Origin of the sequence: Saccharopolyspora sp. SCSIO 74807 (assembly GCF_037023755.1) — a bacterium.
In the GTDB taxonomy this organism is placed as follows: domain Bacteria; phylum Actinomycetota; class Actinomycetes; order Mycobacteriales; family Pseudonocardiaceae; genus Saccharopolyspora_C; species Saccharopolyspora_C galaxeae.
In genome coordinates this window covers 4,990,844-5,009,517 of record NZ_CP146100.1, presented here as the reverse complement: position 1 = coordinate 5,009,517, position 18,674 = coordinate 4,990,844, and the positions used below count along the sequence as shown (strand labels likewise).

Here is an 18,674-nt window from a genome sequence, read left to right as displayed (position 1 = left end):
GAGCACTGGTGGATCAAACAGGACTCGGCCAGTACACGGGGATCCTTGCGGTCGACGTGCACGGATTCAGCCGACACAACGACGCGCAGCAGAGAAAGATCGCACAGGGACTGCTGGACGTTCTTCAGCGAGCGTCCGATCGTGCCGATACCGCCCAACTCATGGTGGACAACGTGTTCCGGGCGTACCGCGGCGATGGTTACCTCATCGGCTTCGACCCGGACCTCGTCGTGGACGTGGTGGACAACTTCTTCGACTCGTTGCAGGCAGAACTCCGCCGGCTGCGGCCGCGACTACGACAGGATGCGATCGAGCTGCGCCTGCGCAGCAGCCTGCACCTCGGTCCGTTGCAGTCGTTCGACGCGCTCAAGACGGACTCTCCCGCGGGCACGACCATGGTCGAGACCGGGCGGATGGTCGACGCGGAACCGGTCAAAGCACTGCTCGACCACTCCGACCCGAACGTCACGCTGGTGGCAGTGGTCTTGTCCGACGACGTCATGAAGCACGCTGTCGAAGCGGGTCGTACCGGACGGCAACCGAGCGAATTCGTGGCAGCGCCGTTGCGCGTCGAGTCCAAAGAGTACTCCGGGACCGGATACTTGAGAGTGCCCGTGCCGTCCGGAGAACTACTCGGATCGGGCTTGCTGCACGGCCAGCCGGAAACTCCTGCCGACGGGACCACTACGCAATCACCCGCGCCCGCGGCGATCAACTCCAGCACGGCGGGTGACTCTACGGACAAGGTCACCCAAGCTCATACCGTGCACGGAGGTATTCGGGACCACTCGGTGCGAGCGGACCAAGGTGCGATCGTGACGTCAGGTTCGGGCAACGTGGTCGCACGACACGATGTCGACCAGTCGGTGAACAAGCAGGAGTTTTCCGGGCAGTTCCACACTCAAGGAGATTCCAACTTCGGCCCGTCCAGCGGCCGCCGCTTGGAGAACCACGACGACAGCAGGGATGGGTGAGGCTCTGTGAGTTCTCACGACATCGACGGTTTCGGGCTGATCGACTCGTCCGAAACGGCGGCTGACCCTGTACCAGAGCTGCTCCCGGAACCGCCCGAGGAGCAACCGCATGATCAGCGCGATACGACGGGGGACGTGCACAACACCGGCGGGCCAACCGCCCAGGAGACACCAACCGGCGATGGACTTTCCGCGCACAGCGGTGGAATCGCGACGGATGGCAACGGCAACATCATTGCCGGCGCTGTCGACCAGTCGCACGGCAAGAATGACTTGCGCGGTGCCATCGCCATCTTCACGGGGAACTCCGAGGACGCGACCGATCTCGCGCGCGCAGTTGTGCAAGGACGTAGTGGCCGGGGTACGCAGGATCCGGAGGCGTTGCGCAAGCTGGCGGAGAAGTTCGTGCCACCGGTCGGGCTGCTGGGTCTCGCTGAGGCAGGGGAGCAGGAGACTGCGTATCAGGTTCTCCGTGACTGGCGAGTCGTCCTGTTGAGCGCGCCAGAGCGGGACTGCGGGCAGTTCTCCGCCGGACTGCGCCTCGGCCGCGAGCTGCAACAGCGGCAGGATGGGGAGCTCGTCGTCCGCGAAGAACTCATGGACCCGAACGTCCTGCGACCCGACGAGTTGCTGGTCGCAGACGAGCCTTCTGCGGTGATGATCGACCTCCGCGGTGCAGCTGCGGTGGATCTGGACGTGGTTCGCCGCGGCGTGGTCGACCTGATCAACAAGCTTGAGAAGTTCCGGAGCTATTTGATCCTGATCCTTCCGCCGGGACACGAGAACGAGTTCGAAGACGTCCTCCCGCGTCGGGTCCATCGACTAGGCAAACCCGACTCCGTCGATGTCCTCGCGAGCTACATCGAGGGGGTCGACGTCGACGAGCTCGTCGAGGTCACCGGAACAGCGGATGACCTGCGAGCGCTCTGGCCGCCGAAGGTCAAGGCCGTGGCGGACAGCGTCCGCGGAGCCGACTCCCGTGGAGGGGACCTTCAGCAAGCTCTGCGCAGCGCGCTGCAGAGGGAATCGACAGGGCTGTTGTCCGAACTTCAGACGAAGGTCAGGACCAAGCAGCTGGCTGACGAGCATGAGTGGCTTGCGCTGTTGATTGCGGGTGCGGCGTTGGAAGGTGCTTCTGCCCACCACATCGCGCGGGCTGCCGATCAACTGCTGTCCCACAACGACATCGAAGTGTCGGCCGAACCGGCACCCCTGCTACGGCCGAGCCCGACCATGAGATTGGAGAACCTCTCCGGTGAGCGGGACAGCTGGTTCGATGCCCGCAGCCGGGAGTTTCTCCCCCGCGGGTTCGGAAGCGAGGTGCTCCGGTACTTCTGGCTGGAACATCCAGACTTGCGTGAACCGCTGCTCAAATGGCTCGGTGATCTCCCGGAGAAGAACCGAGACCTGGAACGCGGCGAGCTGGAGCAGATCGCCGACCACGCCGCGGAGCTGGCGGGGGAGAGCAATGCGAAGGTCGCGCTCGTGCTGGCGGCAAGCTGGGCGAAGACCAAGGTCGGCACGGAAACCGGCGGTGCCCGGACCTCGACCGGCGGGACCGCCAGCTACCGCAGGTCAGTTGCGGTGAGGTTGCTTGCCACGGTCGCCACCGACTCGTCTTTGGGCAAGGACGTGCGGAGCAAGCTATGGGAGTGGTCACGCGGCAAGAACGCCGACCTGCAACTGCTGACCGCGCAGGTTTGCGGTGAGATCGGGAGGTCCTTCCCACGAAACGCTCTTACCCGGCTGAAACATCTGGCGAGTACGGATAGTCCGGAAGTGCGGGGTGCAGTGGTGAACGCGGTGCGGCAGCTCGGAAGCGAGCTCAGCGTGTCCCGCTTCTTGAGGTACGCGTCGGAGTGGTTCGACGACGCCACAGCGGCACGCTTGAGCGTGTTGTCGGACAGCATCAGCGAAGTCCTCGAGGCCCGCTCCGAGAACATCGATCCGGACGCGGCGCGCGGGTTCTGGCAGCGTGCGCTCGACGCGATGCCGCCGGATCAGTTGCAGCCACTCGTCGAGAAATGGCTGCGTGCCGCAGCGCGAACGAGCGCCGACCAGCGTGCCGACATGGTCGAGCCGCTCGTGCAAGCAACCGGAAGCGATTCGTACCGGATCGCGCACCTCGAACGGGCCAGCAAGTTCGGTCCTCTCGCACCGGACTTGAGCGCGCTTGGAAACGATCCGGTGGCCGGGGTGCTGGAGCAGTTGCTGACGCGGCTGAACGAAGTCGACCCGATCTTGACTCAGGAGTGAGGCACATGGGGGAGTTGGGACGACGGCACCCACGCTACCGGCGGTATGCACGGGAGATCCGCGAACAGCTGGCGGACGGAGCCAGCGGCGGTCGGCCGCACGTCAATCGTTCATCCGTACAGCTGTCGGTTCCGAGCGCGGACGAGGCCTTGCACTTCGGGGTCAACGTGACCTTCTCCGCACGGTGGGAGGGTGCCGCTCCGGCACCGCCGGCGCTGCTGGAGATCGCCGAAGCGGGCATCGCCCGCCGCGCTGAGCGGATCAGCGCCGGATACCGGCTCACCGCGTCCAACCGGATGAAGGTCGAGCTGAACGCCGCACTGGTCAACTGGGAACCGGTGACCGGAACCCACGCTTCGGCCTGGGGCCACTGTGAGTCGGTCGAGGTCGATCCGGAGCTGTTGACAGCTGTCGAGGAGCACGAGGAAGCGGTGCGTCGGCAGGTCGTGATGTCTTGGGATTCCGAGCGTCGCAGGCAGCAGGCGGAACAGATGTCCTCGGTGATCCTCGACCCGCTCCGGGCAACCGCGTGGTGGATGCTCGACAACCAGAACAAGCCGCTTGAGGCGGTGGAGGCCGCGCAGCAGTTCCAGCGGTTGCGTACCGTCCTGGAACCCGAAGAACAACCGAACTCGGTCGGGACGCTCGTCGATCAGCTGCTCGCTACGGCGGACGGCGCCGTCCGCAACCGCATGATGTCGATTTTGCGGAACAGCTTCCACACGTATCAGCGAGACGATCTGGCAGCTCGGTTGGACAGCCCGGCCCGGTGAAGCCTCGTTAGGGCCGAACTTCGGATGAGCTCGGCCCCGGGCTACCTCTGGCCTTACCAGTTGATCAGGTGCTTACGCGGATGGTGTCGAGGTCGACGACGGACTCTGCAGAGCACTTGTGCGCCCACCCACCGTCGCTGAGCGACGGCGAAATCACCTGACCTGAAGTCGAGTATCCTTGACAGTGCGACCCGGCCGGCTTAGTGTTCTGACCTGTAGTCAGGTATACACGACACCGGTTGAAGCTGAGGCGGCATAGCTGGGCACTGCTGGAGAGCTCCCGCCGACAGCTTATTGCAAGGTTGGTGGGTAGTCCGTTTTGAGTGTTGACGATTCGTTTCGGGATGCTGGCGGCAGGCTGCTCGAGGCCGTGATTCCGACGTCTATTCAGGGGTCCTTGACGGTCGTGGAGCCGCTTCCGATGGTGGGTTTGGGGAACCTGCCTCGTGAATCGTCGTTGGAACATCAAATTGCGGCGGTCGACGGTCGGGGTCGTGTCTCGGGCAAGCATCTTGTGGAGCTGCTCGGGTGGCGTGCGAGTGAGCCGGTATCGATCGAGTTGACGGAAACGTCCGTCGCGGTGGTCCGCCGTTGCGGGGAGTGTCGGTGCAAGCTCACTGCCGAAAGTTACCTCCGTTTGCCGGTTGTTGTTCGACGGCGTCTCGGGATCTCTGCGGGAGATCGGGTCTTCCTTGCGGCTGCGCCAGCATACGATCTTCTCGTCGTGCATCACATGTCCGCTCTTGACGAGATGGTGTTGGCCTACCATTCACCTTCCTCTGAGGAGGGTTGACTGCTCAGCGGGAAACGGAGGTTGAGGCGGTCATGGAAAATACTGAAGTGGAGGCATTGCGTACGCTCATAGCAAAGATGGGAATCTCGTGGGACGAGTTGACCGGAGTCGCGAAGGAACGAAGGTCGACCACCTTTGCTGAGTATGTTCCGAAGGTGGCAGAGGCTGTTTCGGCTGCGACGGCACGTGCCTACGGTCCTTACTGGCGCCGGGTCGTGGCGGAGTGGGGGGATCGGTGCTTGCACGAGCTGAGTGCCTCGGATATCAAGCACTTCGCGTGGTCGATGAAACAGCAAGCGGTCACGCGCCGAAACTCCCGTGCGGGGCGCAGTGCCGTCGAGCATTGCATTTCGGCGCTGCGTTGCGTCTATGCGCACGCGGTGGCCGATGGATTGATAGAGGAAGGGAACAACCCGGCGCGTCGTGTTGCCAAGCCTCGTCGGCAGGTGACGACACGTCGTGCCTTGTCCGACAGTCAGCTGGCTGAATTGAACAGGGTCGCTGCTTCTACGGGGAATGATCCGATGCTGGACACTTTGATTCTGCGGCTGCACACGGAAACCGCGTGTCGAAGGGGTGGTGCGTTGTCGCTTCGGCGGCGTGATCTTGATGTGGAGCAGTCCTTGTTGCTACTTCGGGAGAAAGGGGAGACCGTGCGGTGGCAGCCGGTTTCGCCTACGTTGATGGCGCATTTGCTGGCGCATTCGGAGGAGCGTGGTGATGGTGCCGCGGAGGGGCAGGTGCTTCGCTATGCGAGCGGTGTGCCGATAACGCAGCGGCGTTATGATCATGTGTGGTTTCGGTTGGGGCGCTATTTGTCCTGGGTGCACACTCAGCAGGTGACCACGCATTGGCTTCGCCATACCACGTTGACGTGGGTGGAGCGGCATTTCGGCTATGCCGTGGCTCGGGAGTTTGCCGGGCATTGCAGCGGTAGCGGTGAAACGGGGGCGACGGCTACCTATGTTCGTGCGGGTTTGGGCGAGGTGGCTAGAGCGTTGGCGGCGTTGACGGGCGAGGCGCATCCATTGGCTGCTGGGCGGTGACCGAGGTGTCTCGCGTCTCGGTGGAGTTCTCGGGTCTTCTCATGCGCGGTCGGGTGTGGAGGGCACCGTCCGGAGGGCGACCAGGCCGTGCACACGCTTGAGGTGCGTGTGCACGGCCTGGGTTTGCTCGGCTGGACAGTGATGTGGCTAGTTGCGTTGGGCTCGGCACGTTGCAGGGGCGCGGGCGGCTGTCATGGGTCGTTTCTTTGGCGCCGTGCGAGGGGGTGTGGTTCGCCGGTGAGTGCTGCCAGGGCGGTGGCGATTTCGTCGATGCTGGCGCGGATGTAGGTGGTGGTCGTGCCTCCGTCGCCTCCGGTGCTGTCGGTGTGGCCGGCGTAGGCGCGGGCGACGGCGTAGCCGAAGTGTCGTTCGACCCAGGTCAGGGTGGTGTGGCGGAGCCAGTGGGTGCTGATTTGTTGGGTGGCTGTCCAGGGCAGGTGTTGTCCGATGCGGGTCCAGAGGTGGTCGTAGCGGCGTGTGGTGAGAGGACGTCCGTCTCGATAGCGCAGTAGGTGTCCGCCGGACGTGGCCGCGCCGCGCTCGTGGGCGTGTTCGTGGAGGTGCTGCATCAAGGTCGGCGACACGGGTTGCCATCGGGTCGTGTCGCCCTTTTCTCGCAGCAACACGAGGCATTGGGCCGTGTCGAGGTCCTGCGGCCGCAGTGTGAGTGCACCTCCGCGGCGGCAGGCGGTTTCGGTGTGCAGGCGTAGCAGCAGTGCGTCCAGCGCTGGGTCGTTGCCGGTCGAGGCGGCGATCCGGTTGATTTCGTCGAGTCCGGATTCGGGCAGCCCGCGGCGGGTTGTGGGCAGCCGGCGTGGCTTGGCCACGCGCCGGGCTGGATTGTCCGTTTCGGTGATGAGGCCGTCGTCGATGGCGTGGTTGTAGACGCACCGCAGTGCGGCGATGAGGTGCTCGGCCGCCCCACGGCCGCCGCGGGCGTTGCGGCGTGGCACGACCTGGCTGCGCATGTGTTCGGCGAGGTGTTTGATCTCCGAGGCGGTCGGCTCGTCCAGCGAGCGTTCGCCCCACTGCTGCACGATCCGGTTCCAGTACGAGCCGTACACGCGGCGCGTGCCTGCCGTGACGGCCGCGGCGACTTTCGGGATGTAGTCGGCGAATGTCGGTGCCGGGGCACGTCGGGTTGTTTCGCCGACGAGGTCCTCGGGCGCCACACCCATGCGTTCCAGCACCAGCCGGGCGGCCTCGAGTTCGGCGCTGGTCGCTGACCGAGTGTCATGAGTGGTCATGCGGTCTCACCCCCGAACATCCGGGCGTGGGAGTCGACCAGAAGGGCCTGCAGGGTCGGCATGGTGTGCACCGCCACCGCGTCGCGGGCGGGTTCGGCCGCCACCAGCACTCGATCCCCTGAGGACAAGCCGCACCAGTGCCGCACCGTGGCCGGCAGCCGCAGATACGCCTGCGTGGTAAGTGAGAACACTCCGTCGTCGCGGCGGGCCACCAGCACCGAGCCGCCCACGGCGCGGATCTCCAGGCGCTGACCCGCGCGCCAACCCAGTGATCGCACCACGGACCGATCCGAGACCCGGCCCCGTGCATCCACCGACGCGACCGCACACACCGGCGCCACCGGCCCGGCCGTGGGCGCGAGCTCGGGCAATGGCACCGTGCGGAGCCCGTGATCGTCCACAGCGTATTGCCGGTCGGCGTGCCCGGCCCGCGGCACGACCGCCGCGATCGCCCGCTCAGCCACGGTGACCACCCCCGAGCAGAGCGGTGGTCACACACGACAACGAGGCGGCAGCGCATCCAGCGCTTGCCGCCTCGTCAGCGTCGCAATAAGATCCAGATCCGTGTAGCGAATCCGCCACGTATACGTGTCCGAGGGGGGACTTGAACCCCCACGCCCATTAGTAGGGCACTAGCACCTCAAGCTAGCGCGTCTGCCATTCCGCCACTCGGACGCCTCAGCGCCGCCTGTGTTGCCCGGCGGCCTCTGCTGTGTTGTGCCCATAGATTAGCTGATCGTTTTCAGGGCTCGGAACCCACCCCCCATCGCCGCGACGGGATGGTAGAAAAGCCTGGTGAGTGAGCAGATCGAGAGCGCATCCGGTGGGGCGGACACCGGGCTGCGGCTGGCCGAGGACGAGGTCGTCGGGCTGGCGAGTGAGTTGATCCGGATCGACACGACGAACACCGGTGACCCGGCGACCCTGGCCGGGGAGCGGGCGGGTGCGGAGTACGTCGCCGAGAAGCTCGCCGAGGTCGGGTACGAGACCACCTACGTCGAGTCCGGGGATCACCCTGGCCGGGGCAACGTGGTCGCGCGGTTGCCCGGTGCCGATTCGCAGCGGGGCGGGCTGCTGGTGCACGGGCACTTGGACGTGGTGCCTGCGGATCCCACCGAGTGGTCGGTGCACCCGCTGTCGGGGGCCGTGCAGGACGGTTACCTGTGGGGGCGCGGGGCGGTCGACATGAAGGACATGCTCGCGATGAGCCTCGCGGTGGCGCGGCGGTTCAAGCGGGACGGGATCACGCCGCCGCGGGACATCGTGTTCGCGTTCCTCGCCGACGAGGAAGCCGGCGGGTTGCAGGGCGCGCAGTGGCTGGCCGATCACCGGCCGGAGTTGTTCGAGGGCTGCACCGAGGCGATTAGCGAGGTCGGCGGGTATTCCGTCACCTTCGACGACGGGGTGCGCGCCTATCTCGTGCAGACCGCGGAGAAGGGCATCCGCTGGCTGAAGCTGCGGGCGCGGGCGCGTGCCGGGCACGGGTCGATGGTGCACGACGACAACGCAGTGACCCAGCTCGCCGAGGCCGTGGCCAAGCTCGGCAGGCACCGGTTTCCGCTGGTGCTCAACGATTCCGTGCGGGAGTTCCTGGCGGGGGTCAGCGAGCTGACCGGCTGGGACTTCCCGGCCGACGACCTCGATGGCGCGGTCGCCAAGCTCGGCGGGCTTTCGCGCATCGTGGGCGCGACGCTGCGCGACACCGCGAACCCGACGATGCTCACCGCCGGCTACAAGCACAACGTGATCCCGTCGGTGGCCGAGGCTGCGGTGGACTGCCGGATCCTGCCGGGTCGTGAGGAGGCGTTCGACCGGGAGCTCGCGGACCTGCTGGGGCCGGACGTGGAGCGGGAGTGGGTCGGGCTGCCGCCGGTGGAAACCCGCTTCGAGGGCCGCTTGGTGGACAACATGCAGGCTTCGCTGCTGGCCGAGGACCCGGCCGCGAAGACGCTGCCGTACATGATGTCCGGCGGCACGGACGCGAAGTCGTTCAGCAGGCTCGGCATGAACTGCTACGGGTTCGCCCCGCTGCGACTGCCCGCGGACCTGGACTTCTCGGCGCTGTTCCACGGCGTGGACGAGCGGGTGCCGGTGGATGCGCTGCGCTTCGGGGTCCGGGTGCTGGACCGGTTCCTGCGCACTGCCTGAGCGCGTTGTCGGTGCCTTCTGGTTCCATCGGCGTGGAGATGATCACCCGATGGTCGAGGAGGTGCCTGCGGTGCGGGAGGCCGGTGGTTCGGTGGCGTACTGGACCGAGGTGTACTTGGAGCACCTGCAGGCCCGGAAGCTGGCCGCGAACTCGCTGCGCGCCTACCGCCGCGACCTCGGCTCGGTCGGTGCCGAGCTGGCGGAGCTCAGCGGGCTGGCAGTCGATGCGTTGCCGGTCGCCGAGGTCACCGCCACGGTGCTGCGTTCGGCGTTCGCGCGGCACGCCGCGGCCCGGTCGGCGTCCTCGGTGACTCGCGCGTGGTCCACTTGGAACGGCCTGTTCGGGTTCCTCGTCGTCGAAGGCGCCGTGGGCGGCAACCCGATGCAGGTGGTTCCGAAGCCCCGCACCGCGCCGGCGACCCCGAAACCGCTGCAGGGCGAGGAAACTCCGGAACGGCTGTTGCGCTTGGTCTCCGAGGGCGCGCGCCGGGCGCGCAACCCTTGGCCGGAACGGGACCTCGCGGTGCTGGCGGTGCTGCTGTGCACCGGAGTGCGCTCGGCCGAGCTGCTGGAGCTGACCGTCTCGGCACTGGCCGGACGGCCCGGTGACCGCCGGTTGCACGTGCAGGGCAAGGGCGGCAAGAACCGCTCCATCCCGATCGAGGGCGCACTGGACGAGGTCGTCGGCGACTACCTGCGGACCCGCCGGACCCGGTTCGGCGAACGCCTCCCGGGCGGCGCCGCGCTGTTCGTGGACCACCGCGGTGAGCCGTTGCGCCGCGGCGGGCTGCAGTACCTGGTCCGGCAATCGATGCGCGCGGCAGGCATCTCCGATCGGGTGCAGCCCGGTGCGATGGTGCACGCGCTGCGGCACACCTTCGCGACCCGGCTGGCCGAGGACGGGGCGAACGCCGCCGAGATCGCGAAGCTGCTCGGGCACGCCTCCATCAATTCCAGCCAGACCTACATCGACGTGACCGCCCGGGAGCAGCGGCTGTCGGTTCGCGCGAACCGCACGCACCAGGTGCTGGGGGAGTTGTCCCGGCAGGACGGGCGGTGACGGACCAGCGCGTGATCTTGCGGGACGGTCCGGGAAGGACACTCGGCCGATGCCGTTCCGCCCGGGCGGTCCGGTGACGTAGGTTGGCGTGCGATCGTCGCGTGTCCACAGTGGCACGACGAGCGGGCTCGCCGAACCGGTGTGGGAGGTGCGGACCTTGGACCGGAAGACGCTGATCGTGCTGGCCGTCGTCGCCGTGGCCCTGTTCTTGGTGATCCGCGATCCGGTCGGGGCCGCCGCGAACGTCCAGCGCGGATTCGGGCTCCTGGTCCAGGCCATCCAGGGGCTGTGGGCCGCGTTGAACGAATTCCTGGCCGCGGTTTCGCGGGGCGGCTGAGCGGCCACCGCCGGGAATCCGGGCCGCGTGCACCGGCGTTGGTGCCGGTGTGACCAACCCGCTGCGCTTCTCGGTCCTGGACCGCTCGCTGGTGCGGAGCGGCCGTAGCCCGTCGGAGTCGTTGCCGCGCACCGTCCGGTTCGCCGCGGAAGCCGAAGCGCTCGGCTACCACCGGTTCTGGGTTGCCGAGCACCACGGCGTGCCCGGGGCGGCCGGATCGGCGCCGACCGTGCTGGCCGCGGCCGTCGCCGCGGCGACCTCCCGCATCCGGGTCGGCACCGGCGGGGTGATGCTGCCGAACCACCGGCCGCTGGTGGTGGCCGAGCAGTTCGGCGTGCTCGAATCGCTGCATCCGGGCCGGATCGACATGGGGCTGGGCCGGTCGCTCGGGTTCACCGCGTCGGTTCGCCGCGCGCTGGGCTCCGGCCGGGAGTCCGCGGAGCGCTTCGGCGCGCAGCTGGCCGAACTGCTCGACTACTTCGCGGGCGAGTCGGATCAGCCCGCGATTCCGTCCGCGGGGCTGCGCATCCCGGTGTTCGTGCTGGCCACCGGTTCGGGCGTGGAGCACGCGGCGGAGGCGGGGCTGCCGCTGGTGATCGCCGCCGTGCGGGGTGACGAGGCGCTGCTGCGTTCGGTCGAGCGCTACCGCGAGCTGTTCCGGCCGTCGCTGTGGTCATCGCAGCCGCACGTGGTGCTCTCCCGTTCGGTCGCGGTCGCCGAAACCACCGGACGAGCCCGCGAGCTGCTGGTACCGGAAGCGTTCTCGACCGCGTACTCGCGGGTGCACGGCGTCTTCCCGCCGCTGGAAACGGTCGGCGAGATCCGCGCCCGGCGGTTCGGGCGCCGGGAGCAGGAGCAGTTCGAGCGGGCGATGGCGGGCCACGTGTACGGCACCGAGGACGAGGTAGCCGAGCAGTTGCAGTCCCTTGTGGACGACACCGAGGCCGACGAGGTGCTGGTCACCACCAGCGGTCCGGACGAGGACGCGCTGCTCGATTCCTACCGGAGGCTGGCTCGGCTGATCCCCGGCTGAGCGGGACCGGTCACCGTCGCCAGATCTCGATGGGCGGGCCGCACGTGATGTCGACGAGTCGCTCGTGCGTTCCGTCCGCGTTGGATGCGCAAGCCCTTACGCGGATCGAGGTGGTCTCGGCGGGGAAGATGAGCCCGTCCGTGACTGCGCCCCGGTTGCCGCTGATGGGCTCGGCGCTGCCCTTGGAATTGCCGTTGTAGGTGTCCCAGGATTCGGCCGAGCCGTCGGGCCGGTGCGCCTCGACGTAGAGCCTCGCGCCCAGGTAGTTGGCCTTGTCGTCCACGACTTCGCCGGTGAGCTGGATTTCGCCGTGCGCTGCTCGGCTGATCTTTCCGGTGGCCGAGGCGCCTTCGACGCTGGCTCCGGTCGTCCAGCTGCTCTCCGGCCCGCGCTCGGCGAACAGCAGCAGGCTCCCGATGAGCAATCCGCTCGCGATCGCGCCGACCGAGCTCAGCGCCAGCCCGTGCCGCGCAGGCGCCCGTCCTTCACGAGCCAGCTCGGCAACGGTGGAGTGCACGAACAGCGCGGACGCGAACAGCGGCACGCCCCACATGGCGGGGACGCCGAGGTAGTCGACGGTGACCTCGGCGAGCAGCCCGCCGACCGCCAGCAGCGGGAGCATCGTCGCCGCGTTCGCGAGCCGGATCCGCACCAGCGGGATCCCGCGGCGGCGGCGCTCGGCCAGTGCGATGCCTGCCGCGGCGAGCAGGACCGCGGCCATCAGCGACAGGCTCAGGTAGAAGACGGGGTGCGAGTCGAAGACGCCGCCGAAGATCGCCAAGATGATGGCCAGCAGCCAGGCGGCGCTCAGCGGGCCCAAGAGCCGCTGGCGGCGCGATTCCGGGGGCTGCCGGGGCGGTTTCACCGGCTGCGGGTGCTGCTGCTGGGCGAGATCCGCGGAGCTGCCCTCCGCCGGTTGCGGCGTCGGCTCGAAAACGGTCACCGCCGAGCCGCTCGAACCGGGGTCCGGGGACGGGGCCGTGCGGCTGTCGGCCACCTTGGCCCGCGGAGTCCTCGCCGGTTCCAGCGCGGGATCCGCGGTGAGCACCGACTGGTGCAGTTCTTGCAGGTCCTGACCGGGGTCGACGCCGAGTTCGGCGTCCAGCAGTTCCCGCGTCCGCCGGTAGGCCTCCAGCGCGTCGGCTTGCCGCCCGCTGCGGTACAACGCGATCATCAGCTGGGCGCAGAACCGTTCCCGGGTGGGATGTTCGGCGGTCAACGCCTTGAGCTCCGGGACGATCTCGTCGTCGCCGCCGAGTTGCAGTTCGAGGTCGATGCGCCGCTGCACCGCCTGCAGCCGTCGTTCGCTCAGCGCCATGACGGCGTCCCGATGCAGCCATCGGAGTCCACATTGGACAGAACGGGGCCGCGCCACAGCGCGACGGCCTGCCGCAGCACCTGGGCTTCCTCCATCGGGCCCGCCGCGGCGAGCCGGCCCGCCTGGGCCAGCAGATCCTCGAACCGCAGCAGGTCGAGCTCGGCGGGCTCGACCCGGATGCGGTAGCCCTCCGGATGCGTCTCGACGACCACGCCGTCGCCGTCATCGGCACCGAGGGTCCGCCGCAACCGCATGACGTAGGCACGCAGCGTGTTGCGCGCCCCGCGGGGAGGCGCTTCGCCCCATAACCGGTCGGTCAGCTCGTCCAACGGCACGACCTGGTTCGCCCGCAGCAGCAGCGCCGCCAGCAGCACTCGCTGCTGTCCGGAACGCACCGGTATCTCGACCCCGGCACTGCGAACTTCCAGCGGACCCAGGACGAAGAATTCGAGTTCCACAACCGCACATCCTCAACCGCAAGCCCCGGGCCGCCGCGCGCTCCGGCCTCCCCACCTCGCAGGACACCTTGGCAGAACGGCGCAGTCACCGTCGAGTCACCCAGCAGTCACCGCGGGTTGCCAGTGTTCGTCTCACCGCGAGCTCAGTGCTTCGCGGTGCGCGGTCCACTGGGGGAATCTCCGGCATCGTCCACGTGCCGGGGTTGGGCCGGGACCGGCGTGCACGTTCAGGGGGAGCGCGATGGCGCTGCGTGCACGCCGGTCAAAACACTCAGCGTTCGTGCAGCCGGCCGATCAGGTGCGCGAGCAGCGCGATCTGCGCCGGCGACTCGCCCGGCAGCACGTGCTCGTCGCGGGAGTGCGGGCCCGCGCCGACCGCGCCGAGCCCGTCGAGCACCGGGAAGTCCAGCGCGGACACGAAGTTCGCATCGCTCACGCCGCCCACCGAGGTGCCTTCCAGCGTGCGGCCGAGATCGTCCGCAGTGGCGCGGGCCAGCTCGAACAACCGCTCCGAGGCCGGGTTGGGGTTCATCGGTGGCCTGTTCCAGCCGCCCTGCAATTCGACCCCGATCCGCTCGTCGGACACCGCGAGCGCGGCGAGCCCTGCGTCGATCCGCGGCATTTCGGCCGGGTCCTGCACCCGGACGTCGATCTCGCAGCTCGCCCGCCCGGCCACCACGTTGCGGCCGGTGCCGCCGGTGATCGTTCCGACGTTGATGGTGGTTCCCCGGCCGGGCTCGGCGAGCGCGGTGACGGCCGGGATCAGTTCGGCCAGCGCGTGCACGGCGCTGGCCCCGGCGTCCGGATCCAGGCCCGCGTGCGACTCCACGCCGCGCACCACCAGGTCGAACAGGCCGAGCCCCTTGCGGCGCACCTTCACCTTGCCCGCGCGGCTGGGTTCGAGCACCAGCGTCGCGTCGGATGCGCGGCACGCCCGCTCGATGAACTCGCGGGAGGCATGGCTGCCGATCTCCTCATCACCCGTGCAGAGCAACCGCACCGCGGGGTGCGGGATCTCCAGTTCGCGCAGCAACCGCAGCGCCCAGACGCCGTGCACGATGCCGAGCTTCATGTCCAGGCAGCCGGGAGCGGTGATGCGGTCGTCCTCGATGGTGAAGGGCCACTCGGCGAGGGTGCCCACCGGCCAGACCGTGTCGTAGTGGCACAGCAGCAGCACGGTGCCACCGGCGGTGCCGGGGAAGGTGGTGTCCAGGATGTCGCCGTAGGAGCCGCCGTCGTGGCGTTGCCGGGAACCCGGCTCACCGAGGCGTTCGGCGAGCCAGGTTTCGAGGTCGACGAGCCCCGCGTTCAGCGCCTGCTTGTCGTGGCTCGGCGTTTCGGTTTCGACCAACCGGCGCAGGTCGGCCAGCACATCGGGGAGCGCGGTCTCCGCGCGTTCCGCCAGCGCCGCTGCGTCGCTGTCCACTCGCCACCTCCGAGGTCGCACTGCACCAGAACATCTGGGCCCAGCGGCACGCCGCCGATGAACTCCGGTGTCCCAGCTGACCAGATCGGCCGACCGCCCGGCGCAGCGGGCGACGATCACGCGCCAGTGGGCACCCAGTTGCCGTGGAATCCGTTCGGAACCCGGACGGGCAGGTGCACGGCGGCAACGGTCTCCAAGCTCGCCGCGTCGAGGATCATCAGGTCGCTGCGGGCCGCAGCTCTGTCGTAGGCGAAGCCCATGAGCACGCCGTCGTCCTCAGCTGCGTCCGGGGAGCTGGGCTCGAAGACGAACTCACCGACTTCGACGCCCGCCCCGAACCGCCGTTCGGTGGTCCGGCCCTGCTGCAGGTCGTGTTTGAGCAGCGCACCACCTTGCTCGAGACCCCGGCCGACCTCCGGTGCGTAGCCGTAGCGGTGCGCCCGCCCGACGAGGCGCTCGTCGACCCGCGGGAACTCCTGCGCCCGATCGTCGAGCCGTTCCCCGCGCACCCGGCCCGCGGCGAGGTCGACGGTCCAGCGGTCCAGCGTGGGAGTTCCTTCGTTGGGGCCGTGCAGGTCGGTGTCGAACATCTTCGGGTGGCGCACCACGTCGAGCACGACGGTCGCGCCGTCGTCGTAGGCGTTCATCGGGTGGAAGACGTAGCAGGGCTCGACCTCGAACCAGCGCACGTCGGCGTTGCCGCCATCGCGCGGCATGACCCCGATCCGTGCCGGGTAGCGGCGGTTCCAGCGGTACGGGAGGCCGGTGTTGGCGCCGAACCGGCCTGCGGCCATCGCCGCGATCGGGTCGGGCACCCGGACTCTGCCGATCACCGCCGAGAGGACCAGTTTCGCCGGGGTGCGCAACAGCGGTGGCACGGTGGCCCGCGCGACCCGCTCCACGTCGAAGGTGACCGGCAGGTCGTAGAACACCACGTGGTCCCGGGTCAGCGAGAAGTCGTGCATCATCGGCGAACCGGTCACCTCGATGTCCACCGCGCGCCTGCACCGGCCGTCGGTGCCGATCACGGAGTACTGCACGGTGTTGCCGCGGCCGAAGAAGTACGAGACGGCGTGCAGCTCCCCGGTGTCCGGATCCCGCTTGGGGTGCGCGGTGTAGCCGCCGGGCAGGGTGCCGTCGAAGTCGCACGGACCGACGGTGTCCAGCGTGTCGGTGAGCTCGTAGTTGGTCACGCCGCCCTCGATCAGCGCCAGGGTGCGGCCTGCGTGGCCGATCACGTTGGTGTTGGCACCGAGGCTGGGGAGTCCGGCTCGGCGGCTCCGGCCGCCGCGGCGGGGTTCTCCGAGCGCTGCCGCCACGTCGGGAGAGCGGACCCAGCGGTTGCGGTACCACTCCGCGCGGCCTTCCCGGAGCCGGAGTCCGTGCACCATCCCGTCGCCCATGAACCAGTGGTACGCGGCCGGATCGACTTCCCGCATCGGATTGGGGCCGTTGCGCAGATACCGCCCGTCGAGGTGTTGCGGGATCGAGCCGGTGACGGCCGGCTCGGTCAGCGTCCGCTCGTCCTCGACCGGAGCGAAGCTGCCGTTGAGGTAGTCGTTGCTGCTCATGGCGCATCCCCCTGCTGGCTATAACGCGGTTATAGGATTAATGTAACGACGTTATGGGAGGTTGCCAAGGGTGAGCACGACAGGTTCGGCCGGAATGCGTGATCGGCTCGTGCAGGCCGCGGTGGCGCTGCTGGCCGCGGAAGGCCCGGCGGCGTTGCAGGCCCGCCGGTTGGCGCGGGAGGTCGGCGCGTCGACGATGGCGGTCTACCACTACTTCGGCGGCATGCCTCAGCTGCTCAGCACGGTGATCGAGGAAGGGTTCCGGCGGCTGGATGCGCGGCTTGCGGAGGTCGCCGCCACCGACGATCCGGTAGTGGACCTCGGCAGGCTGGCGCTGGCCTACCGCGACGTGGCTCGCGAGAACCCGCACCTCTACGACGTGATGTTCGGGCTGTCGGCCCCCGGCGGTCATCGGCCGGAAGAACACGAGCAGCCGGGGGCGGACGAGCCGAGCGTGTCGCAGCGCGCCTACGGGCACCTCGTCGCCGCGACGGAACGGACGGTCCGCAGCGGCCGCATCCGGGAAGCCGAACCCGCCCACGTCGCCGCGCAGCTCTGGAGTCTGCTGCACGGTTACGTCACGCTCGAGCTGTCCGGGCACTTCGATCAGTTCGACGGACCGGAGCAGGTGTTCATGCCGATGGCGTTCAACCTGCTCGTCGGACTCGGCGACGATCCGGAACGGGCCGCGCGTTCGGGGCGGCGGGCGTTGGCCGCGGCCGGGAGCGTCCGCGCGAACTCCGTCCACTGAGGATGATCGGCCGGCGGCCGATCCCGGCGGATGGATCGCCGGGAATGCACGGGCGCGGTGCGGTGTTGCCCCGCGGCCGGCGGCACTGGCGAGCAGATCATCGGCTCGCTCCAGCGGTTTTGCGAAGCTTCAGCCGTGACCTGGGTGGTGCAGCAGTGAGCGGCCGGTGTTGCGAATTGATTCCCGCCTGAAAGTGCGAGCGCGAAATGCTCTTCCAGTGGCTTGTGCCCGCGCTGGCGCTGGCCATGTGCTTGCTGATCTCGTGGCTGGCGTCGCGCTCGAACCGGACGATGCGCGAGTCCGAACGCGTCCTCGATGATCGCGGTCGGGGCGACCCGGTTTCCGATGAAGACGTGCGTGAACCGCGCGCGGCCGAGCAGCCCGCGCGGGAGGGCGAGCCGGAACGACAACCGGTCGCTTGACCCGAACCGCGGGCCGCGACGGCGAAATTCGCTCGTAGCGGCCGGGTTCTGGTTGCCGCAGCGGTGCGTGTGCACGGCCCGGGGCAGTGGGTAGCCGGTCGGTGTGAGTGCAGATCTCGAGTTCTTCTTCGACCCGCTTTGCCCGTTCTGCTGGGTGACCTCGCGCTGGGTGGTGGAGGTGCAGCGGCAGCGGACGCTCGCAGTGCGCTGGCGTCCGCTGTCGCTGGCGATCCTCAACGAGGACATCAGCTACGAACAGCGCAAGCAGGCCTCACCCGCCTACCCGGACAGCCACGTGCGCGGACTGGAAATGCTGCGGGTGGTGCACGCCGCCCGCGAGCGCGCGGGCCCGGAACGCGTCGGTGATCTCTACACCGCGCTCGGCGAACTGGTTTGGGATTCCGAGGCACCGCAGGGCGACGACTTCGACGCGGTCATGCAGGAGATGGCCCGCCACCGCGATCTGCGCCCGGCGCTCGAACGGGCCGGACTGCCCGCGGACCTCGCCGAGGCGGCCGACGACGCGGACCGCGACGCGGACCTGCGGGCCGAGACGTTCGAAGGCGTGGACCGTTGCGGGGGCGGAGTGGGCACTCCGATCTTGTCCTTCGCGCCGCCCGACGGCCCGGCGCTGTTCGGGCCGGTCGTCGACTCGCCGCCCGCAGGGACGGATGCGCTGCGCCTGTGGTCTGCGGTGGAAACGCTCGCCACCTGGCCCGGCTTCGCCGAGCTCAAGCGGAACCTGCGCAGCTTCCCGGACACCCCGTTGACCGCGAAGCTCGCCCGGACCGGCACCCAGGTGCGGTGAGCCGCGCGGTTTTCGGGTCGCCGAGCGGGGGCATCCGCCGGGTGAGCCGACTCGGGGAGGCACGTCATGACACGGATGAACCAGCCACCGCGAGAGCACAACTCGGACCCGGCCGAAGGGATCCGGCAACCGGAGGTGCTCGCCACACCGGACTCGGATACCGGCGACAAGCAACCGGCTCGCCCGGCCGTTGATCCGGACCGGCGCCCGCACGCGGACACCGCAGCCGAAGGCGAGTAGCCCGCCGATCACG

Annotated in this window: 18 protein-coding genes and 1 tRNA gene; 12 read left to right on the top strand and 7 right to left on the bottom strand. The window is 68.7% G+C overall.

Features of this window, described 5'->3' with window-relative positions:
- Window positions 1–8 precede the first annotated feature (8 nt).
- The 4 genes from V1457_RS22920 (at window position 9) to V1457_RS22905 (ending at window position 5,842) form a co-directional block, all read left to right on the top strand.
- Window positions 9–974, top strand: coding sequence for a hypothetical protein (locus V1457_RS22920; RefSeq protein WP_338596698.1), 966 nt, complete (start codon window positions 9–11; stop codon window positions 972–974).
- Window positions 975–980: 6 nt separating this feature from the next.
- The gene (locus V1457_RS22915; protein WP_338596696.1) at window positions 981–3,230 is read left to right on the top strand and encodes a hypothetical protein; all 2,250 of its coding nucleotides are present in this window, start codon (window positions 981–983) and stop codon (window positions 3,228–3,230) included.
- Window positions 3,231–3,526: 296 nt separating this feature from the next.
- The gene (locus V1457_RS22910; RefSeq protein WP_338596694.1) at window positions 3,527–4,003 is read left to right on the top strand and encodes a hypothetical protein; all 477 of its coding nucleotides are present in this window, start codon (window positions 3,527–3,529) and stop codon (window positions 4,001–4,003) included.
- 789 nt (window positions 4,004–4,792) lie between these two features.
- Entirely contained in the window at window positions 4,793–5,842 is a 1,050-nt protein-coding gene (locus V1457_RS22905; protein ID WP_338596693.1) for a site-specific integrase, read from the top strand.
- Window positions 5,843–6,033: 191 nt separating this feature from the next.
- Here V1457_RS22905 and V1457_RS22900 read toward each other — a convergent pair whose 3' ends face one another.
- From V1457_RS22900 to V1457_RS22890, 3 genes are all read right to left on the bottom strand, one after another.
- Window positions 6,034–7,089, bottom strand: coding sequence for a site-specific integrase (locus V1457_RS22900; RefSeq protein ID WP_338596691.1), 1,056 nt, complete (start codon window positions 7,087–7,089; stop codon window positions 6,034–6,036).
- Entirely contained in the window at window positions 7,086–7,553 is a 468-nt protein-coding gene (locus tag V1457_RS22895; protein WP_338596689.1) for an AbrB/MazE/SpoVT family DNA-binding domain-containing protein, read from the bottom strand. The genes V1457_RS22900 and V1457_RS22895 overlap by 4 nt, the downstream gene beginning before the upstream one ends.
- 125 nt (window positions 7,554–7,678) lie before the next feature.
- A tRNA-Leu gene (locus V1457_RS22890) sits at window positions 7,679–7,764 on the bottom strand.
- A 120-nt stretch (window positions 7,765–7,884) separates the two neighbouring features.
- Between V1457_RS22890 and V1457_RS22885 the strand changes: the two genes are divergently transcribed.
- The 4 genes from V1457_RS22885 (at window position 7,885) to V1457_RS22870 (ending at window position 11,667) form a co-directional block, all read left to right on the top strand.
- Window positions 7,885–9,237 carry a M20/M25/M40 family metallo-hydrolase gene (locus V1457_RS22885; protein ID WP_338596687.1) on the top strand — a complete coding sequence of 451 codons (1,353 nt, stop codon included), beginning with the start codon at window positions 7,885–7,887 and terminating at the stop codon, window positions 9,235–9,237.
- Window positions 9,238–9,286: 49 nt separating this feature from the next.
- Entirely contained in the window at window positions 9,287–10,297 is a 1,011-nt protein-coding gene (locus tag V1457_RS22880) for a tyrosine-type recombinase/integrase (RefSeq protein WP_200072577.1), read from the top strand.
- 157 nt (window positions 10,298–10,454) lie between these two features.
- Window positions 10,455–10,634 (top strand): hypothetical protein, encoded by a 180-nt coding sequence (locus V1457_RS22875; RefSeq protein ID WP_200072576.1) that lies wholly within the window; start codon window positions 10,455–10,457, stop codon window positions 10,632–10,634.
- 49 nt (window positions 10,635–10,683) lie between these two features.
- On the top strand, window positions 10,684–11,667 hold the full coding sequence (locus V1457_RS22870; protein ID WP_338596684.1) for an MsnO8 family LLM class oxidoreductase: 984 nt from the start codon (window positions 10,684–10,686) through the stop codon (window positions 11,665–11,667).
- Between the two features lie 10 nt (window positions 11,668–11,677).
- Here the strand turns inward: V1457_RS22870 and V1457_RS22865 are convergent, their stop codons facing one another.
- The 4 genes from V1457_RS22865 to V1457_RS22850 form a co-directional block, all read right to left on the bottom strand.
- Window positions 11,678–12,985, bottom strand: a complete 1,308-nt coding sequence (locus V1457_RS22865) for a BTAD domain-containing putative transcriptional regulator (protein ID WP_338596682.1) — start codon at window positions 12,983–12,985, stop codon at window positions 11,678–11,680.
- On the bottom strand, window positions 12,976–13,443 hold the full coding sequence (locus tag V1457_RS22860; RefSeq protein ID WP_338596680.1) for a winged helix-turn-helix domain-containing protein: 468 nt from the start codon (window positions 13,441–13,443) through the stop codon (window positions 12,976–12,978). Before V1457_RS22860 ends, V1457_RS22865 begins: the two co-directional genes overlap by 10 nt.
- A 271-nt stretch (window positions 13,444–13,714) precedes the next feature.
- A complete protein-coding gene (locus V1457_RS22855) occupies window positions 13,715–14,869 on the bottom strand; it encodes a M20 family metallopeptidase (RefSeq protein WP_338596678.1) in 1,155 nt (384 codons plus the stop codon).
- A 116-nt stretch (window positions 14,870–14,985) separates the two neighbouring features.
- Window positions 14,986–16,440, bottom strand: coding sequence for a carotenoid oxygenase family protein (locus tag V1457_RS22850; protein WP_338596676.1), 1,455 nt, complete (start codon window positions 16,438–16,440; stop codon window positions 14,986–14,988).
- A gap of 70 nt (window positions 16,441–16,510) precedes the next feature.
- Between V1457_RS22850 and V1457_RS22845 the strand changes: the two genes are divergently transcribed.
- The 4 genes from V1457_RS22845 to V1457_RS22830 all read left to right on the top strand — a co-directional run bounded on the left by V1457_RS22845 (window position 16,511) and on the right by V1457_RS22830 (window position 18,661).
- Window positions 16,511–17,191, top strand: coding sequence for a TetR-like C-terminal domain-containing protein (locus tag V1457_RS22845; protein WP_295143187.1), 681 nt, complete (start codon window positions 16,511–16,513; stop codon window positions 17,189–17,191).
- A 206-nt stretch (window positions 17,192–17,397) separates the two neighbouring features.
- On the top strand, window positions 17,398–17,613 hold the full coding sequence (locus V1457_RS22840) for a hypothetical protein (RefSeq protein ID WP_200072572.1): 216 nt from the start codon (window positions 17,398–17,400) through the stop codon (window positions 17,611–17,613).
- Window positions 17,614–17,716: 103 nt separating this feature from the next.
- The gene (locus tag V1457_RS22835) at window positions 17,717–18,421 is read left to right on the top strand and encodes a DsbA family protein (RefSeq protein WP_295143182.1); all 705 of its coding nucleotides are present in this window, start codon (window positions 17,717–17,719) and stop codon (window positions 18,419–18,421) included.
- Between the two features lie 66 nt (window positions 18,422–18,487).
- On the top strand, window positions 18,488–18,661 hold the full coding sequence (locus V1457_RS22830; protein WP_200072570.1) for a hypothetical protein: 174 nt from the start codon (window positions 18,488–18,490) through the stop codon (window positions 18,659–18,661).
- Window positions 18,662–18,674 lie beyond the last annotated feature (13 nt).

Excerpts from the sequence above, each read along its gene's own strand:
- V1457_RS22910 (WP_338596694.1), top strand. The coding sequence starts at position 3,527 with ATGAAGGTCGAGCTGAACGCCGCACTGGTCAACTGGGAACCGGTGACC.
- V1457_RS22900 (WP_338596691.1), bottom strand. The coding sequence starts at position 7,089 with ATGACCACTCATGACACTCGGTCAGCGACCAGCGCCGAACTCGAGGCC.
- V1457_RS22880 (WP_200072577.1), top strand. The coding sequence starts at position 9,287 with ATGGTCGAGGAGGTGCCTGCGGTGCGGGAGGCCGGTGGTTCGGTGGCG.
- V1457_RS22865 (WP_338596682.1), bottom strand. The coding sequence starts at position 12,985 with ATGGCGCTGAGCGAACGACGGCTGCAGGCGGTGCAGCGGCGCATCGAC.
- V1457_RS22850 (WP_338596676.1), bottom strand. The coding sequence starts at position 16,440 with ATGAGCAGCAACGACTACCTCAACGGCAGCTTCGCTCCGGTCGAGGAC.
- V1457_RS22840 (WP_200072572.1), top strand. The coding sequence starts at position 17,398 with ATGCTCTTCCAGTGGCTTGTGCCCGCGCTGGCGCTGGCCATGTGCTTG.
- V1457_RS22830 (WP_200072570.1), top strand. The coding sequence starts at position 18,488 with ATGACACGGATGAACCAGCCACCGCGAGAGCACAACTCGGACCCGGCC.